Below are 18,296 nucleotides of genomic sequence, written 5' to 3'. Positions count from 1 at the left end.
AATGGCTGGGCTAGCTGGATTCGAACCAGCGCGTGACGGAGTCAAAGTCCGTTGCCTTACCGCTTGGCTATAGCCCATAAATGGTGGAGGGGGGCAGATTCGAACTGCCGAACCCGAAGGAGCGGATTTACAGTCCGCCGCGTTTAGCCACTTCGCTACCCCTCCGCGCTATTAAGTTAAAGATGGTGGAGGATGACGGGTTCGAACCGCCGACCCTCTGCTTGTAAGGCAGATGCTCTCCCAGCTGAGCTAATCCTCCAATATTGTATGACCCCGACGGGACTCGAACCCGTGTTACCGCCGTGAAAGGGCGGTGTCTTAACCGCTTGACCACGGGGCCATATGGCTCCACAGGTAGGACTCGAACCTACGACCGATCGGTTAACAGCCGATAGCTCTACCACTGAGCTACTGTGGAATAATTACAATGCCTGGCAACGTCCTACTCTCGCGGAACGTAAGTCCGACTACCATCGGCGCTAAAGAGCTTAACTTCTGTGTTCGGCATGGGAACAGGTGTGACCTCTTTGCCATTGTCACCAGACAATGAAATGTATGAAATTATACATTCAAAACTAGATAGTAAGTAAAATTTAAAAGTTACCAATCAAAACTGGTTTAATATTTGATTAAGTCTTCGATCGATTAGTATTCGTCAGCTCCACATATCGCTATGCTTCCACCTCGAACCTATTAACCTCATCATCTTTGAGGGATCTTATAACCGAAGTTGGGAAATCTCATCTTGAGGGGGGCTTCATGCTTAGATGCTTTCAGCACTTATCCCGTCCATACATAGCTACCCAGCGATGCCGTTGGCACGACAACTGGTACACCAGAGGTATGTCCATCCCGGTCCTCTCGTACTAAGGACAGCTCCTCTCAAATTTCCTACGCCCACGACGGATAGGGACCGAACTGTCTCACGACGTTCTGAACCCAGCTCGCGTACCGCTTTAATGGGCGAACAGCCCAACCCTTGGGACCGACTACAGCCCCAGGATGCGATGAGCCGACATCGAGGTGCCAAACCTCCCCGTCGATGTGAACTCTTGGGGGAGATAAGCCTGTTATCCCCGGGGTAGCTTTTATCCGTTGAGCGATGGCCCTTCCATGCGGAACCACCGGATCACTAAGTCCGTCTTTCGACCCTGCTCGACTTGTAAGTCTCGCAGTCAAGCTTCCTTATGCCTTTACACTCTATGAATGATTTCCAACCATTCTGAGGAAACCTTTGAGCGCCTCCGTTACTCTTTAGGAGGCGACCGCCCCAGTCAAACTGCCCATCTGACACTGTCTCCCACCATGATAAATGGTGCGGGTTAGAAATCCAACACAGCGAGGGTAGTATCCCAACAACGCCTCCACGTAAGCTAGCGCTCACGTATCAAAGGCTCCTACCTATCCTGTACAAGCTGTGACGAATTTCAATATCAGACTACAGTAAAGCTCCACGGGGTCTTTCCGTCCTGTCGCGGGTAACCTGCATCTTCACAGGTACTATGATTTCACCGAGTCTCTCGTTGAGACAGTGCCCAAATCGTTACGCCTTTCGTGCGGGTCGGAACTTACCCGACAAGGAATTTCGCTACCTTAGGACCGTTATAGTTACGGCCGCCGTTTACTGGGGCTTCGATTCGTAGCTTCGCCGAAGCTAACCACTCCTCTTAACCTTCCAGCACCGGGCAGGCGTCAGCCCCTATACATCACCTTACGGTTTAGCAGAGACCTGTGTTTTTGATAAACAGTCGCTTGGGCCTATTCACTGCGGCTCTCCTGGGCGTTAACCCTAAAGAGCACCCCTTCTCCCGAAGTTACGGGGTCATTTTGCCGAGTTCCTTAACGAGAGTTCGCTCGCTCACCTTAGAATTCTCATCTTGACTACCTGTGTCGGTTTGCGGTACGGGCACCAAAATTCTAGCTAGAGGCTTTTCTTGGCAGTGTGAAATCAACGACTCGAGGAAAAAATTTCCTCTCCCCATCACAACTTGACCTTAAGAGTACCGGATTTGCCTAATACTCAGTCTTATTGCTTGGACGTGCACTCCAACAGCACGCTTCGCCTATCCTACTGCGTCCCCCCATCGCTCAAAACGAATTTTGGTGGTACAGGAATATCAACCTGTTATCCATCGCCTACGCCTATCGGCCTCAGCTTAGGACCCGACTAACCCAGAGCGGACGAGCCTTCCTCTGGAAACCTTAGTCAATCGGTGGACGGGATTCTCACCCGTCTTTCGCTACTCACACCGGCATTCTCACTTCTAAGCGCTCCACATGTCCTTGCGATCATGCTTCAACGCCCTTAGAACGCTCTCCTACCATTGTCCTACGGACAATCCACAGCTTCGGTAATATGTTTAGCCCCGGTACATTTTCGGCGCAGTGTCACTCGACTAGTGAGCTATTACGCACTCTTTAAATGATGGCTGCTTCTAAGCCAACATCCTAGTTGTCTGGGCAACGCCACATCCTTTTCCACTTAACATATATTTTGGGACCTTAGCTGGTGGTCTGGGCTGTTTCCCTCTCGAACACGGACCTTATCACCCGCGTTCTGACTCCCAAGTTAAATTGATTGGCATTCGGAGTTTGTCTGAATTCGGTAACCCGATAAGGGCCCCTCGTCCAAACAGTGCTCTACCTCCAATAATCATCACTTGAGGCTAGCCCTAAAGCTATTTCGGAGAGAACCAGCTATCTCCAGGTTCGATTGGAATTTCTCCGCTACCCACAACTCATCCGCTCACTTTTCAACGTAAGTCGGTTCGGCCCTCCATTCAGTGTTACCTGAACTTCAGCCTGGTCATGGGTAGATCACCTGGTTTCGGGTCTACGACCAAATACTCAACGCCCTATTCAGACTCGCTTTCGCTACGGCTCCACATTTACTGCTTAACCTTGCATCAAATCGTAACTCGCCGGTTCATTCTACAAAAGGCACGCCATCACCCATTAATGGGCTCTGACTACTTGTAAGCACACGGTTTCAAGTTCTATTTCACTCCCCTTCCGGGGTACTTTTCACCTTTCCCTCACGGTACTGGTTCACTATCGGTCACTAGAGAGTATTTAGCCTTGGGAGATGGTCCTCCCGGATTCCGACGGAATTTCTCGTGTTCCGCCGTACTCAGGATCCACTCAAGAGTGAACAAACTTTCGACTACAGGATTATTACCTTCTTTGATTCATCTTTCCAGATGATTCGTCTAATTTGTTCTTTTGTAACTCCGTATAGAGTGTCCTACAACCCCAACAAGCAAGCTCGTTGGTTTGGGCTCTTCCCGTTTCGCTCGCCGCTACTCAGGGAATCGATTTTTCTTTCTCTTCCTGCGGGTACTAAGATGTTTCAGTTCTCCGCGTCTGCCTTCGAATATGCTATGTATTCACATATCGATAACACGACATAACTCGTGCTGGGTTTCCCCATTCGGAAATCTCTGGATCAAAGCTTACTTACAGCTCCCCAAAGCATATCGTCGTTAGTAACGTCCTTCATAGGCTTCTAGTGCCAAGGTATCCACCGTGCGCCCTTAATAACTTAATCTTTTTTGACTTTTAACACGACGAAGTCGGTTAAAAACCCAAAATGTTATTAATCTGTGAGTGTTCTTTCGAACACTAGCGATTATTTCTTTTTGAATTCAAGCTTATTTAAAACTCTAATTCACTCGGTTTTTCTTGGTAAAATCTATATATTTTACTTACTTATCTAGTTTTCAATGTACAAATTATGCACTGAATACTCCAATGAGCATTCAAAACTGAATACAATATGTCAATGTTATTCCTCTGTCATCTTCTAAAGAAGATGTTCCGAATATATCCTTAGAAAGGAGGTGATCCAGCCGCACCTTCCGATACGGCTACCTTGTTACGACTTCACCCCAATCATTTGTCCCACCTTCGACGGCTAGCTCCATAAATGGTTACTCCACCGGCTTCGGGTGTTACAAACTCTCGTGGTGTGACGGGCGGTGTGTACAAGACCCGGGAACGTATTCACCGTAGCATGCTGATCTACGATTACTAGCGATTCCAGCTTCATGTAGTCGAGTTGCAGACTACAATCCGAACTGAGAACAACTTTATGGGATTTGCATGACCTCGCGGTTTAGCTGCCCTTTGTATTGTCCATTGTAGCACGTGTGTAGCCCAAATCATAAGGGGCATGATGATTTGACGTCATCCCCACCTTCCTCCGGTTTGTCACCGGCAGTCAACCTAGAGTGCCCAACTTAATGATGGCAACTAAGCTTAAGGGTTGCGCTCGTTGCGGGACTTAACCCAACATCTCACGACACGAGCTGACGACAACCATGCACCACCTGTCACTTTGTCCCCCGAAGGGGAAGGCTCTATCTCTAGAGTTTTCAAAGGATGTCAAGATTTGGTAAGGTTCTTCGCGTTGCTTCGAATTAAACCACATGCTCCACCGCTTGTGCGGGTCCCCGTCAATTCCTTTGAGTTTCAACCTTGCGGTCGTACTCCCCAGGCGGAGTGCTTAATGCGTTAGCTGCAGCACTAAGGGGCGGAAACCCCCTAACACTTAGCACTCATCGTTTACGGCGTGGACTACCAGGGTATCTAATCCTGTTTGATCCCCACGCTTTCGCACATCAGCGTCAGTTACAGACCAGAAAGTCGCCTTCGCCACTGGTGTTCCTCCATATCTCTGCGCATTTCACCGCTACACATGGAATTCCACTTTCCTCTTCTGCACTCAAGTTTCCCAGTTTCCAATGACCCTCCACGGTTGAGCCGTGGGCTTTCACATCAGACTTAAGAAACCGCCTACGCGCGCTTTACGCCCAATAATTCCGGATAACGCTTGCCACCTACGTATTACCGCGGCTGCTGGCACGTAGTTAGCCGTGGCTTTCTGATTAGGTACCGTCAAGATGCGCACAGTTACTTACGCATTTGTTCTTCCCTAATAACAGAGTTTTACGATCCGAAAACCTTCATCACTCACGCGGCGTTGCTCCGTCAGGCTTTCGCCCATTGCGGAAGATTCCCTACTGCTGCCTCCCGTAGGAGTCTGGACCGTGTCTCAGTTCCAGTGTGGCCGATCACCCTCTCAGGTCGGCTACGTATCGTCGCCTTGGTAAGCCATTACCTTACCAACTAGCTAATACGGCGCGGGTCCATCTATAAGTGATAGCAAAACCATCTTTCACTATAGAACCATGCGGTTCTATATGTTATCCGGCATTAGCTCCGGTTTCCCGAAGTTATTCCAGTCTTATAGGTAGGTTACCCACGTGTTACTCACCCGTCCGCCGCTAACTTCAAAGGAGCAAGCTCCTTATCCGTTCGCTCGACTTGCATGTATTAGGCACGCCGCCAGCGTTCATCCTGAGCCAGGATCAAACTCTCCATAAATGATTATGATGTTTGATTAGCTCATAAAATACTAATTTGTGTGTTATCTCTAACACGTTTGAACCAACAATTTAATGTTGTGTTCGGAATTAACGTTGACATATTGCGATTCAGTTTTCAATGTTCATTTGAATAATTGCTTTATTATCATATCATTTCTTTCAACATTGTGTCAATAGAAAATTAATATTTCGTAACAATCATTTAACATTACTTTAATAATATTAATATATTATTTCGAAGATTACAAGTATATTTTTTACACTTTTTTTGAAATTGAATTAAATAATGTTTTTGTCGTTTTTGACGACTTTTATATAATATCAAGTTCGAAGTACAAAGTCAATACTTTATATCATCTTTTTTAATTTTGCTGTGCCGGTCTCAAAACATTTCTTTTGCGGTCACAAGAAACTATTTTACCATCATTTTAAATAATTGCAATAAAAAATGAAGAGAAATTAAATTAATTTCTCTTCATTTAATAAACAGCTCTATTTTGTAGTCTTATCTATGATCTTTTGTGCCATAGATTGATATATTTCACCAAGTCTATCGTCAGCTTGATAAATTGAAGGTGCAAAATCTTTAGGATTCCATGATGGTTGCTCTAATGGTAGATGACCTAACACGTCTGTTTGTAGTTCTTCTGCTAATTTTTCTCCGCCACCTGTTCCAAAAACGTATTCCTTATTCCCTGTTTCTTTACTTTGGAAATAAGACATATTTTCAATCACACCTAAAATAGAATGTTCTGTATGTTTAGCCATTGCACCAGCTCTTGCTGCTACAAATGCTGCTGTAGGATGTGGTGTTGTTACAATAATCTCTTTACTTGAAGGCAACATTGTATGTACATCTAGCGCAACATCCCCCGTGCCTGGAGGTAAATCTAAAATCAAATAATCTAATTCTCCCCATTTTACTTCAGTGAAAAAGTTAGTGAGCATTTTACCCAACATTGGCCCTCTCCATATTACTGGCGCATTCTCTTCAACAAAGAATGCCATTGAAATCACTTTTACACCATAGCGTTCTACAGGTATGATTTCTTTGCCTTGAACACCTGGCTTTTCATCAATACCCATCATATCTGGAACACTAAAGCCATAAATATCTGCATCTACTAAACCAACTTTTTTACCTTCTCTAGCTAATGATACTGCTAAGTTAACTGCGACAGTTGATTTACCGACGCCACCTTTACCAGACGCAATCGCTATAAATTCAACAGGATTATCTTTGGACAATAAACCTTCGATAGTTTGCGGTTGATCATCGCTTGAGCCCCTATAAGCTTCAACCTTTTCAGCTGGCAATTCTTCAAATCTAATTCCTACAGTGTTTGCACCATTTTCTTTTAATACCTCTACGATAGCCATTTGTAAATTTAATTGTGGCTGTCCACCTAATTGAGCCATAGCGACTTTAACACTTACGTGCTCAATTTCTTCTTTAATAGTAACATCTACTATTCCATCTGTTTCCTTCAATGGTACATCTATTATTGGATCTTTTACTTCACCAATAAGTGCTTTAACTTCCTCTATCGTTAACACAAAGCGTCCCCCTTAAAATTAAAACAATTATGATATATATTCTAACAAACAAAATCTATGTTTGCTTTAAATAGTTAATATTAAGTATAAATTGAATTTGTATAATAAAAAAGAAGTTAGCTCAATATTATCTCAGTATTGAGCTTATATCGAACTAACTTCTTAATAATAACTATACCTCACGTGTATTTATGGATGGATTCTCCTCTTTTTCTTTAATAAAGAAAGCTAAAATAAACCCAATAATAACCAATACACTCACAACAGCAAATGATAAATCTACACCAGCAGCAACAGCTTCTCTGTGTATTAAACTTTTACTTTCATTTGGAAAAGGTTTGGGCGCTAAGTTTTTAGCCCCAATAGACATAATTGTAACCATTAGTGCTGTACCTAATGAGCCGGCTGTCACTCTCCCAAAGTTACTAATTGCTGTACCATGTGATATATCTTTATTTTGTAACGAATTAATGCCTGCAGTATTTAAAGGCATCATCAACAGTGAAACAGAGAACATCCTCAATGCATAAACAATAATTAAATATGTGTAAGAGGTATCTGCTTTTAAGAAACATAACATAATTGTAAAAATAGTTAATAGAAAGAATCCAGTCAGTACAAGTGGTCTTGCGCCGTATTTATCATAGAACTTTCCTGTATAAATAGACATTACACCATTGATTATAGCGCCTGGCATTATAACCAAGCCAGATAATAACGCAGAAAGACCTAAAGCATTTTGAACATATAATGGTATCAATAATGCAGGACCGACCATCGCCATCATTACTATCATTGAAGAAACTGTAGTTAATGTAAAAACTTTATTTTTAAATACCGCTAAATTTAACAAAGGATTGGTAATATTAAATTGTCTTCTAATAAACGCACTAATGATAAACAAGCTTATAATGAGTGAAATAATCACAACCGGACTACTAAATCCTAAATTACCAGCACTACTGAAAGCATATAGCATCATGCCAAACCCTAAAGTAGAATAAACAACTGATCGCTTATCTAATTTGGTATCTTTGGTTTCGTTATAACTTCTAAGGAATATCGCACCGAATATAAAGCCAATCAGCGCAACGCCTACAACAATTACAAAAGGCATTCTCCAACTTGTGGTATCAACAATTAAACCTGACAACGTTGGTCCAATCGCTGGGGCAAATTGAATTACTAACCCTGCTAAACCCATAGCAAAACCGCGTTCATCTTTTGGGAAAAGCATAAACAATGTAAATTGCATTAGCGGCATAATCACACCCGCACCGATAGCTTGTATAACACGCGCTAACATTAACACTTCAAATGTTGGTGCAATGGCTGCAACTATAGAACCCACTAAAAATACGCCCATTGCCATTAAGAATAGAGGTCTCGTTTTAATTCTATCCATAAAATAGGCAGTGAGCGGAATCATTACACCATTAACTAACATAAATCCTGTCACTAACCATTGGGAAGTATTTTCAGTAATATTCAAACCTTTCATAATATGAGGCAAAGCTGTATTCAATAATGTTTGATTTAATATTGCGACAAATGCACTGACAATCATTACTGCAACAATCATATTTCTTTGAGATTTAGATAAATTTGCGTTCGTCATAAATTCACACCTTTTCTTTTATTCTCAATTTCATACTCAACCAAAATTCGTTAGAAAAGCACACTTTGTACTCACGAATTTTATCTCTTTTGATTTAAATCTTCGCTTTCTGGATAAAATATTTCTTTACATATAAATAAGATTCCCATGATTAAAACTATGACCCAAAAATCAATGTTGATATACGTATAATGAATATGAACAATAAAATAAAAAAGTAAGGTAGTTACAGTAAAAGTAATTAAATGGTAAGTTACTCCTTTAAAATAAGGACTTTCCGGTATTTTTTTTCTAAAATAGTCCATTAGATTTTCGATAGTAAATAAAGTGAAATATCCAAGCACAATGTAACTACCATAATAGACTAAATTATCATAAAAACTTTTATTATAACCAAAATAAGCAAGATGTAAGTATATAAGAATTCTACTTAATCCATATAAACCAAAACCTAAAAAGGCTAAAAATATAGCTCCTGAAACGATAAATACAGAAAGTACAATAAGCGTTGTAAATAAGTACCTAATATATTTCATTGCTTACTGTCCTCCCCTTAAACTTAACTTCAATTCGTTCACTTCGTAATTGTTCACTTCATATTTAAATGATAATTCCAAGTTATAATAGCATTTATATATTACCATTATAACAACTCACTACCAAATACAAATAAACAACTCTAAAATTAACATTTTCTTAATAATAAAATGCCTTACTATATTAAGCTATGTTTGTATAAAGCGCTGCTATACTTTTAGCGTATGCGTCTGTTGTCTATAACAGCAAATCCACATGGTTATTAATACGATTAAGATAATGAGGGTAAGTAAGATAACATTGTGTATATGGAATTTAATAAATGTAAAAGATAATGCATATGTGTAACCCATAATAGTGGCACCTATAGAATTTCCTAAACTTTTTGTTAATGTATAAAGAGACATCATCCGCTTCATATTTTCTGGTGCTGTTTCCTCTTGAGTAATAACACTATCTTTTGTATACACCGTACCAAAGCTCATACCTGCAAGCAATAAACTAAAACCAATAAATACTGGAGAGCTTGTTCCTACAAAAACTAAGATGCCACAAGCCATTAAAAGCGTAAAAGCGAATATATATAATCCTTTTCGACTCATTTTAGCTTGTATTTTATCTAATGAAAAATTCAAGGCCAACCATGCTAAAGAAATTGGGAAAATGACAAAACCACTTTGCAAAGGAGAAAGCCCTAAATCTTCTTGTAAGTAGACTGGCATATACAAATTATAGCCCATAAGAATCATCGCATAAGCAAAATCAGTTATAAATATTAATATTATAGTTTTATTAAACTCTTCTACTGGTACAAACGGCATTTTAATACCTTTTTCATTTTTATACAAAATATAAGCGACTACACAGGCTATCATAATAGCTATTAAATTTAAATATATTGCAGATTTATTCATGACTGCAAACATCAAAAAGAATACAAAGATATAGAATAACGTTAATCCTTTAATATCTAATTTGTTTTTTACATTTGTAACCTCTTGTTCAAAATGAAATGTACTGACGACTAATATCATCGCTAAAATTGCAATAGGTATGTTTACAAAGAATAACCAATGCCAAGAAGCTAATTCTAAAATACCGCCACCTAAAACCGGACCAATAATGCTCGATATTCCCCACACACTTCCAACAATGCCCATAATTTTATAACGTAATGGGATTGCAAAAGCTAATTTAGGTACAATTTGGCTAAGCGCCATCATAACCCCTGCACCTAAACCTTGAATAAAACGAGAAATTATCAGTATTACAAACGTACTACTTAATCCCGAGAGTAAACTTCCGATACTAAATAGCATTAAACCTACAAGTGTTATGTATATAATTTTTGTTCGATCTAAAAGCTCGCCTACTATAGGATTAGCAATAACGATAGCAATAAAATATACAGCAAAAACCAATGAAATTGATGTACCGACATTTAAATCAGCTTTTATCGTTGGTACTGCTAATGAAACAATAGATGTTTCTATTGCAGACATAAACATGATTAAAATCAGAGCTACTACAATGCTAAACGATTTAATATTCATAATTAACCTCCAACTTTCCTTATTTCCACTAATTAAATAACACTTATTATTCCTTAAATTCATATAAATTCAATACAATTTCACCAAAATAAGTCTATTGACCTATAAATATTTATTAAAAAAAGTACCTACACAGAACATGTAGATACCTATAATCATTTATATTTGAAATCATTTAGTCTTACAGTTACATAAAATACATAATAGCTATAAAATGAAATACTGATGCAGCTACTATGAAGAAATGCCATATCATATGAAAATACGGTCGATCTTTTTGAGCATAAAACCATGCACCGACAGTATAGGCAATACCACCAAACAATATAAACAACATAAATGTTACCGAGGTTTCATGAATGATTGTTGGTAAAAATAGCACCCCTATCCATCCCATAATAAGATACATTGCTAAACTTAATTTGTGACTTACATGATTTGCTAAAGATTTATAAAGGATACCCCAAATCGTTATACCCCAAAGTACAGCCATTGCCGTCCAACCTAACCAACCACCAACTAAAATGAGGCATATCGGTGTATATGTTCCAGCAATTGCGATGTATATCATACTATGATCAATAATTCTAAGAATAAACTTATGCGATGAATCGTTAGCCATAGCATGATACACCGTTGATGAAATAAACATCAAGAATATACTAATCACGTATACTGAAACACTGAACGAACCTAATACCCCATTTGTTAAGTAACTTTGAATCGCTGCATATGGTAATGCGATCAATGCTAGAAACGCAGCTACACCATGAGAAACAGAATTCCCTATTTCTTCACCAAATGTTAAAGGCATAATATTTTTAAATGTTTTTACAGCTTGTTTATTATTACCAGCTTCTACTGAATTAGCCATAAGTGTAACCACCCTCTATTAAATCATGTTCATGCGTTTCAAATCAGCAGTAGCTGTTTCAACGCTATCGTTACCTTCTTTGTTCTTTAATGGAGAAAATTCCTCTTCTCTTGGTACTTGTAGTGTGATAAAGCTATTAGCATATCGGAATATATCAAAATAGAACAATTCAAATTTAAGTGTCGGTTGCTCTATTACACCAAAGTCTTCATCTAACTGTTTTAAATTTTTCACAGCCAAATGATATGGTAATTCATTATCTACAACATTATTTATGAATAAAAGTTTAAATGAATGTATGCCGATATTAGCATTATTAAATTCATTAGCCACTTCTGCGTCTAACTCAGAATATTCATATACAGTATCTTTTTGTTGAGCATTAACTAATCGTCCAACACTTTCACCATCTTTAGGTTTAATAGACTTCGTAGTAATATCCATACTCTTTTGGAAAGTATAACCTGCAAATAATGGATCTAGTACTTTAACCAATACATTGTCAATATTATTTAGGAAAATATACTCCACACCATTTCCAGTCATTTCATCTAAATAACCAGATTTTTTAAGTGATTTAAATACGCCACCGTTACCGTTAGGTGTTTCTAATATATTGCCATCGACATCTAATACTAATTTACCTTCTTCAGATAGTGCAACAATATTTTCCTGTTTAAAAAAGTGAACATGGTCTGAATCATAGCCAAAGTAATTTTGGTCTTCAAAATATAGTTGTGTCTCTCTATCATTAACTTTACTCGTCATGATATACCAATCTACAAAAACACCCGTTCGTTCTTTCAATGCCAATAATTGTCTCGCTTGAATTTCAAATAGACTTACACCTTCAATTTCAAATGATCCTTTTGGTCCTTTAAAACCTAAACGTGTACCTTGACCACCAGCCATTAACAACACAGCAAATTTGCCTTTTTTAATCGCTTCATAGCCTACTTTTTCGTATTGTTCAATCTCTTCATCAGAGAAATTCTCTTTAATATCATATTTTACTTCACTTACCGAAGAAACATCATCAATAACTTTTTTATTCACGTACAAATCTTCGTATAAATCTTGAATATTAGATAAGTTTAATGAGTCGACTTTGGTAGCTAGTTGTTCTTTCTCGTTATTACTCATTAATTTTTCAAATTCAATTAAATGTTCTTGATTAAACTTTTCTAACCCTTTCTTGTCTAGCATATTTTCTCTCCTTAATATTCCAAGATTATATAAAAATAAAATCTTATTTTTGTCCCTAACATATAATTTCACTTTATGTACTTTATATTATTATATATCTATGTACAACTATTATCATAGCCATTTAGAAATTAGTTCAATAAAAAATGGTTGAAAAAGCACATATAATGCACCAAAAGTTAATGCGCTCGCTAATGCCCCATCAACGAGACCGCCAGTTTTAAATACCAAAGGGAACCTTACACTTATCGGGATAGGATAAAATAATTTAACGCCCCTAGGAGTTAACATATCTAGTATAACATGTGAAAGCAAACCAAATATAATAGTTACTAAATAATATATCGGAGATTGTATAAAATATAGTAATCCTGCAATGATGGCCATAAATAATATCGAATGGGTAAATGTCCTATGCCCAAATAGTTTTCTAACTATAAAACTTATTATTTTAAATCTTCTTCCTATCTTACTTTGTGCGTGACAAATATCAGGTAATAAACTTGAAATAACTGCCAGCGTTATAACTGTAATTGATGTAAATAAATCTGTTTGAAAGTATTCTATAGTTAATGCGCCTACTAATAAACCGCATGATGCGTGGGTTTTACCTGTCATTTTCACTTCTCCTTATCGGATTTTATTTTACCATATCTATACACCAAATGCGAACATACTTTCGTAGAAAATTACATGAGTATAACCTATTCAAAAAAAGTATCACACAATGGTTGAAAACGATTTCAATATATTGTATGATGTAGCTATAAATTACTTAAAGGATGTGTTCAGATATGGCAATGACAGTTAAAAAAGATAATAATGAAGTGAGAATTCAATGGAGAGTTGCAGATATCAAGATACCAACAAGTGATATTAAAAATATTTCACAAGATCAAAATATCCATGAAGTTCCTAAAGTAGATAGAGATAAAGTTTCACGTATTGGTTCTACTTTTGGTAAAACAAATCGTGTTATTATTGACACTAATGACCATGAATACATTATTTATACTCAGAACGATCAAAAAGTATACAATGAAGTAACGAAATAATAACTATTCACAATCTTTTAAAATATATAATATAAAACGAACAGACGACACTTCTTATTCAAAAGAATGCCGTCTGTTTTTTCTCTTTAATAAAACCATGAATAAGTTTTTAAATTACTCATGGTTTTCTATAATTAAGCTATTTTTATTCTGGTTCCTATCATCACGATTATATTGCAAGACTCGGTGGTAATTTTGAAAAACACTTTGTCAAATACATTAAGTATAAGAATCCGAGGCATGTCCAAACTCCACCTAATATCAACGCATGTTTATCTAAACTGAGAAATAGACTTACATCTAATATCACACCAATAACTGGTACGAGTAAATATGGTATCCACTTCAATCCTTTTCTTTTCTCTAGTTTTATAAAATAATAGGCAATAACAGAGATATTTACAAATGCGAAAGATATAAATGCTCCGAAATTAATAAATGATGTAGATGTACTTATACTCATAAACACTCCTACAATACCCACAACCCCGATAAATAATAAATTAAATATAGGCGTTTGACTTCTTCTTTCTATAAAACCAAATATTTGTTTATTTAAAACGCCATCTCTTCCCATCGCATAAAGTAAACGCGCACCACTCGTTTGAGCAGATAAACCTGATGCTAATTGGGCTAATACTAAACCACTTAAAAATAAAGCAGATAAAAAATTACCTCCTACAATTTTAGCAATTTCAAATGCAGCGGATTCAGTATTGTGTATAGCATTAAAATTAGGAATCGTTATCGATAATACATATGCAACTAAGACAAATAAGCATCCGCCAATAATCGTAATTAACATTATCGCTTTTGGTATCGTTTTTCTAGGGTTATTCGTTTCTTCTGCAAGTGTAGTTACCGCGTCAAATCCCAAAAATGAATAACATGCTATTGCAGCACCAGCTAGAATAGGTGATATATGATTACCTTTTAGCGACAAGATATGTTTACTAACTAGATGACCTTCCCCCATACCATGCATAACACTCCATATACATAAAATAATAAATATGATAATTACTAATAACTGGAAAATCATTATAAGTAAATTCATCGATGTAGTTGTATTTATTCCTATAATATTAACTAAGGTTGTAACTACTATAAAAATAATAATCCACGCCCAACTAGGAATCATCGGAAATGCAGTCGTTAGATATTCTGCTCCTATAAGCCAAATGACTAAGGGTAAAAACAGATAGTCTAAGAGGATTGTCCAACCAACCATAAATCCTAATGATGGATGTAAACTTTTACTTACAAATGTATACGCTGATCCTGCAGATGGAAATGCTTTAGCCATTTGTCCATAACTATATGCTGTAAATAACATTGCTATCGTAGCAAATAAATAAGCATAAGGTACAAAACCATTTGTCGTTTCGTACAAAGTACCATACGTACCAAATACTATCATTGGTGCCATATATGCTAAACCAAACATAATAACTTGATATAAAGAGAGTGATTGCTTTAATTCACCTTGTTCCATACTACTCATCCTCCCCCATCGCATGACTCAATTGATGGTATATCGTAGGAAGAATCTGTTTTGTATATTCAAGTTGTGGATCTCTTTCAATTTGCATACTTATATCTACATATTTCGTTGAAACGCCTTTTTCAATATATAATTGAAAATTACCGTTGTGATCAACGACTGCACTATGACCAAAAAACTGATGCGGGTCATTCATGCCATATTGATTGGCAACTGCTATTGGAAGTTCATTTTCTAATGCTCTACTTGCAATATAAACATTTTGATGTTTTTCATAAGGTGTCATATTTGCTGTCGAAATTAAAATTATTTCAGCACCTTTTAACTTTAATAATCTCGCGACTTCTGGAAACTCTAGGTCATAGCATATCATCATTCCGATATAGCCAAACTGAGTCTTTAAAATTGGAAAATCTTTACCCCTTGTAAATAATTCCTGTTCATTGGCAAACAAATGTGTTTTTCTATATTTTCCTAATACTTCTCCATTTTCATCAATATACATTGCCGTAATATAAAATTGGTGTTCATCCACTTCTGGAAAAGAAATCATAGTTTCAATTTTATAATCACTACATGTTTTTTTTATCTGCGCTAACGTCCTTGAATATTCTGTAATTGCCACCTTATCCAATAATTCATGTGATTGTACATAGCCTGAAATAGAAAGTTCAGGAAATAATACCAATTGTGAACTTCTTGTACTTTCTTCAGCTAACGTATTACAAATATATTCTATATTTGCTTTCAAATCACCTAATACTGGCTCCATTTGTGCTATTGAAATCCTCATATAACATTTCCCCTTTGTTTAAAAAGTAAATTAAGCAAAAGTGCTAGCACATTCCATAAAACTAAACATGCTTCTTTATCGCGTACGAGCGCACAATCAGACGATGCTTAATTTAATTATCTGAATTTTACTATAATTCTGGATAGTTTAGAAAGAACCAGTTTTGTAACTCCAAGGGTACCAGATGTTGTTTTATATTTAGTTAATACCACTCTACCTCTACTTATTCAAATCAACTATTCCAAATATTACATAAGCATTAACAATATTTATTAACATTACATGTAACTCTGCTATCTTTAAGATGTTACGCGACAATGTTATGAGTCTTTATCTATAGAAAATAATGCTATAATAATCGTATCATTAATGAAAGTAGGTGCACTTTATGTACGTTGTTACAAATAGAATAGAACTCAAAAAAGGGTTTGCCGAAAAAATGGCTCCTCACTTTACACAAGGTGGAAAGATTCAAGAATTAAAAGGATTCAAAAAAATTGAAGTTTGGCAAGTAGATGAAGATTCTGATCACGATCAAATGTACGTCAATACGTGGTGGGAAACTCAAGAAGATTTCAACGCCTGGTTAAAAAGTGATGCCTTTAAAGAAGCACATAGCGGAAAATCAAAATCCGAAGAAGGTGAATCGCCTGTAATTGGAAATAAAGTGGTTAAAGCAAATGTTTTATCAACACTGAATTAGTCATGCTGTAGCCTTATTGTTTAAAATAGATAAAAAAGCACACGTGATTTACCGATTTAATCGGCATCTCGTGTGCTTTTATTTCATCTTTTATTACATAGTTAATCATAATACAGACGCATTAATTAAAATATAAATGAGCCATCAAAGCAATGATTGGTAATGAAATAATCGTTCTGATCAAGAAAATTACAAATAACTTAAACATGCTTACTGGAATTTTCGAACCTAATATAACCCCACCGACTTCTGATAAATATATTAATTGACTAATACTTAAGGCACCAACTACAAATAATGTAATATTATTACCTACACCTTCAATTAAAATAGAAGGTAAGAACATATCAGCAAACCCTATCAATACTGTTTCAGATGCCTGTGCAGCTTCAGGTATTTGTAGTAACTCTAAGTATGGTACAAATGGTTTTCCTATAATCGCAAATAATGGCGTGTAATTAGCAACTATGGTAGCAATTGTACCAATACTCATAACAACTGGTAAAATCACAAACCACATATCAATAACTGTTTTAAAGCCTGATGCGAAAAAGGCTTTAACTCCTGGCGCTTTTATACCAGTTTCCGTTGCCATATCAAAACCATGTCCAAGTGCGGTTTTATTTTCAGGTAATTTTTCGGTACGTGTCTCTTCCGATACTTCTTTTGAATATTCATCCTTAATCGATCTCAATGGCCATATCCTAGGCAAAATAAAGGCACAAACTAAACATGAAATAATAACTGCCGAATAGAAGTAAAAGAAGTGTTTCTGCATGTGTACTGTTTCAGCTACGACAATCGCAAATGTTATAGATACAACACTAAAAGTTGTGGCAATAACAGTCGCCTCTCGTCGTGAGTAAAAGCCCTCTGCATATTGACGGCTTGTGATTAAGACACCCACTGTGCCATCACCAATAAATGACGCTAAATTATCTACAGTTGAACGACCTGGCAATGTAAACAATGGTCGCATAATTGGTCTAAACACTGGCCCTAATAGCTCCAATAAACCATATTCCATTAATAAAGGTAAAAAGAGTGCTGCAAAGAAGAATACGGTCACCAAGGTTGGTAGTAGGCCATCAAAGACTAGACCACCTGTATCTTCTGAATAAATCACTTTTGTACCTATTTTTAAATACGTCATCCACACAAATACTACTGCTAATATTCTCAAAATTAACCAAACAATTTTGACGTTAAATGCATTATATAAAAGTCCATCTGGATTTAATTTATTTTTTAATACTGTCGTGCATAGAATCGATAAGATACCAGATATTGTTACAATAGCAACAATGATAATCGGCATGGCATTACCGAGTAAGTCCTTTAACACTCCCGCTAAAAATGCTACAGGTAAAGTGGTTTGTTTTTCACCATCTTGTGTCACAGAAATAGGTATCAAAAATAAAATAATACCAATTAACGACATGATAATGAATTTAAGTCTCCCTCGCTTGATTTGCGATTTGCTATATTGATTCATTTCATTCACCCCTC

General features: G+C 36.9%; 12 protein-coding genes, 5 tRNA genes and 3 rRNA genes. 2 read left to right on the top strand and 18 right to left on the bottom strand.

The annotated features are described in order from the left end of the window. Positions 1 to 2: 2 nt before the first annotated feature. The 15 genes from PYW31_RS03575 to PYW31_RS03505 all read right to left on the bottom strand — a co-directional run bounded on the left by PYW31_RS03575 (position 3) and on the right by PYW31_RS03505 (position 13,350). Positions 3 to 77: transfer RNA gene (locus PYW31_RS03575), tRNA-Gln, on the bottom strand. Positions 78 to 81: 4 nt separating this feature from the next. Further along, a tRNA-Tyr gene (locus PYW31_RS03570) sits at positions 82 to 165 on the bottom strand. Positions 166 to 183: 18 nt separating this feature from the next. Next, positions 184 to 259: transfer RNA gene (locus PYW31_RS03565), tRNA-Val, on the bottom strand. Between the two features lie 9 nt (positions 260 to 268). Beyond that, positions 269 to 340, bottom strand: a tRNA-Glu gene (locus PYW31_RS03560). A 3-nt stretch (positions 341 to 343) separates the two neighbouring features. Beyond that, positions 344 to 418: transfer RNA gene (locus tag PYW31_RS03555), tRNA-Asn, on the bottom strand. Positions 419 to 429: 11 nt separating this feature from the next. Continuing rightward, a 5S ribosomal RNA gene (gene rrf / locus PYW31_RS03550) occupies positions 430 to 544 on the bottom strand. An 81-nt stretch (positions 545 to 625) separates the two neighbouring features. Next, a 23S ribosomal RNA gene (locus tag PYW31_RS03545) occupies positions 626 to 3,547 on the bottom strand. 285 nt (positions 3,548 to 3,832) lie between these two features. Further along, positions 3,833 to 5,385, bottom strand: a 16S ribosomal RNA gene (locus PYW31_RS03540). Together the 16S, 23S and 5S rRNA genes with 5 tRNA genes alongside form the textbook arrangement of a ribosomal RNA operon. Before the next feature lie 494 nt (positions 5,386 to 5,879). Beyond that, positions 5,880 to 6,944 carry an Mrp/NBP35 family ATP-binding protein gene (locus PYW31_RS03535; protein WP_046835621.1) on the bottom strand — a complete coding sequence of 355 codons (1,065 nt, stop codon included), beginning with the start codon at positions 6,942 to 6,944 and terminating at the stop codon, positions 5,880 to 5,882. A 172-nt stretch (positions 6,945 to 7,116) separates the two neighbouring features. After that, the gene (locus PYW31_RS03530; RefSeq protein WP_046835622.1) at positions 7,117 to 8,562 is read right to left on the bottom strand and encodes an MDR family MFS transporter; all 1,446 of its coding nucleotides are present in this window, start codon (positions 8,560 to 8,562) and stop codon (positions 7,117 to 7,119) included. Positions 8,563 to 8,642: 80 nt separating this feature from the next. Then, a complete protein-coding gene (locus PYW31_RS03525) occupies positions 8,643 to 9,098 on the bottom strand; it encodes a SepA family multidrug efflux transporter (RefSeq protein WP_046835623.1) in 456 nt (151 codons plus the stop codon). Positions 9,099 to 9,308: 210 nt separating this feature from the next. Beyond that, positions 9,309 to 10,652 carry a multidrug efflux MFS transporter SdrM gene (gene sdrM, locus PYW31_RS03520; protein ID WP_046835624.1) on the bottom strand — a complete coding sequence of 448 codons (1,344 nt, stop codon included), beginning with the start codon at positions 10,650 to 10,652 and terminating at the stop codon, positions 9,309 to 9,311. A 187-nt stretch (positions 10,653 to 10,839) separates the two neighbouring features. After that, positions 10,840 to 11,526 (bottom strand): PAQR family membrane homeostasis protein TrhA, encoded by a 687-nt coding sequence (trhA, locus tag PYW31_RS03515; RefSeq protein ID WP_046835625.1) that lies wholly within the window; start codon positions 11,524 to 11,526, stop codon positions 10,840 to 10,842. An 18-nt stretch (positions 11,527 to 11,544) separates the two neighbouring features. Next, a complete protein-coding gene (locus tag PYW31_RS03510) occupies positions 11,545 to 12,732 on the bottom strand; it encodes a UTP--glucose-1-phosphate uridylyltransferase (RefSeq protein WP_046835626.1) in 1,188 nt (395 codons plus the stop codon). Between the two features lie 114 nt (positions 12,733 to 12,846). Beyond that, positions 12,847 to 13,350 (bottom strand): metal-dependent hydrolase, encoded by a 504-nt coding sequence (locus PYW31_RS03505; RefSeq protein ID WP_046835627.1) that lies wholly within the window; start codon positions 13,348 to 13,350, stop codon positions 12,847 to 12,849. Between the two features lie 176 nt (positions 13,351 to 13,526). Between PYW31_RS03505 and PYW31_RS03500 the strand changes: the two genes are divergently transcribed. After that, on the top strand, positions 13,527 to 13,787 hold the full coding sequence (locus PYW31_RS03500) for a SunI/YnzG family protein (RefSeq protein WP_046835628.1): 261 nt from the start codon (positions 13,527 to 13,529) through the stop codon (positions 13,785 to 13,787). Between the two features lie 169 nt (positions 13,788 to 13,956). Here the strand turns inward: PYW31_RS03500 and PYW31_RS03495 are convergent, their stop codons facing one another. Together PYW31_RS03495 and PYW31_RS03490 are read right to left on the bottom strand one after the other, a co-directional pair. Then, entirely contained in the window at positions 13,957 to 15,282 is a 1,326-nt protein-coding gene (locus PYW31_RS03495; protein WP_046835629.1) for an APC family permease, read from the bottom strand. A gap of 1 nt (position 15,283) precedes the next feature. Further along, positions 15,284 to 16,084: a carbon-nitrogen hydrolase family protein gene (locus PYW31_RS03490; RefSeq protein WP_053042458.1), complete on the bottom strand. Its 801-nt coding sequence runs from the start codon at positions 16,082 to 16,084 to the stop codon at positions 15,284 to 15,286. Positions 16,085 to 16,472: 388 nt separating this feature from the next. Here PYW31_RS03490 and PYW31_RS03485 point away from each other — a divergent pair, with 388 nt between their 5' ends. Next, the gene (locus PYW31_RS03485) at positions 16,473 to 16,787 is read left to right on the top strand and encodes a heme oxygenase (RefSeq protein WP_046835630.1); all 315 of its coding nucleotides are present in this window, start codon (positions 16,473 to 16,475) and stop codon (positions 16,785 to 16,787) included. A gap of 121 nt (positions 16,788 to 16,908) precedes the next feature. On the opposite strand, the gene PYW31_RS03480 is transcribed toward PYW31_RS03485, so the two are convergent. Continuing rightward, positions 16,909 to 18,282 carry a YjiH family protein gene (locus PYW31_RS03480; RefSeq protein ID WP_046835631.1) on the bottom strand — a complete coding sequence of 458 codons (1,374 nt, stop codon included), beginning with the start codon at positions 18,280 to 18,282 and terminating at the stop codon, positions 16,909 to 16,911. Positions 18,283 to 18,296: the final 14 nt, after the last annotated feature.

Origin of the sequence: Staphylococcus succinus, assembly GCF_029024945.1 — a bacterium.
Lineage (GTDB): Bacteria > Bacillota > Bacilli > Staphylococcales > Staphylococcaceae > Staphylococcus > Staphylococcus succinus.
The sequence above is the reverse complement of the archived record's forward strand: the minus strand, read 5'-3'. Positions and strand labels throughout refer to the sequence as shown.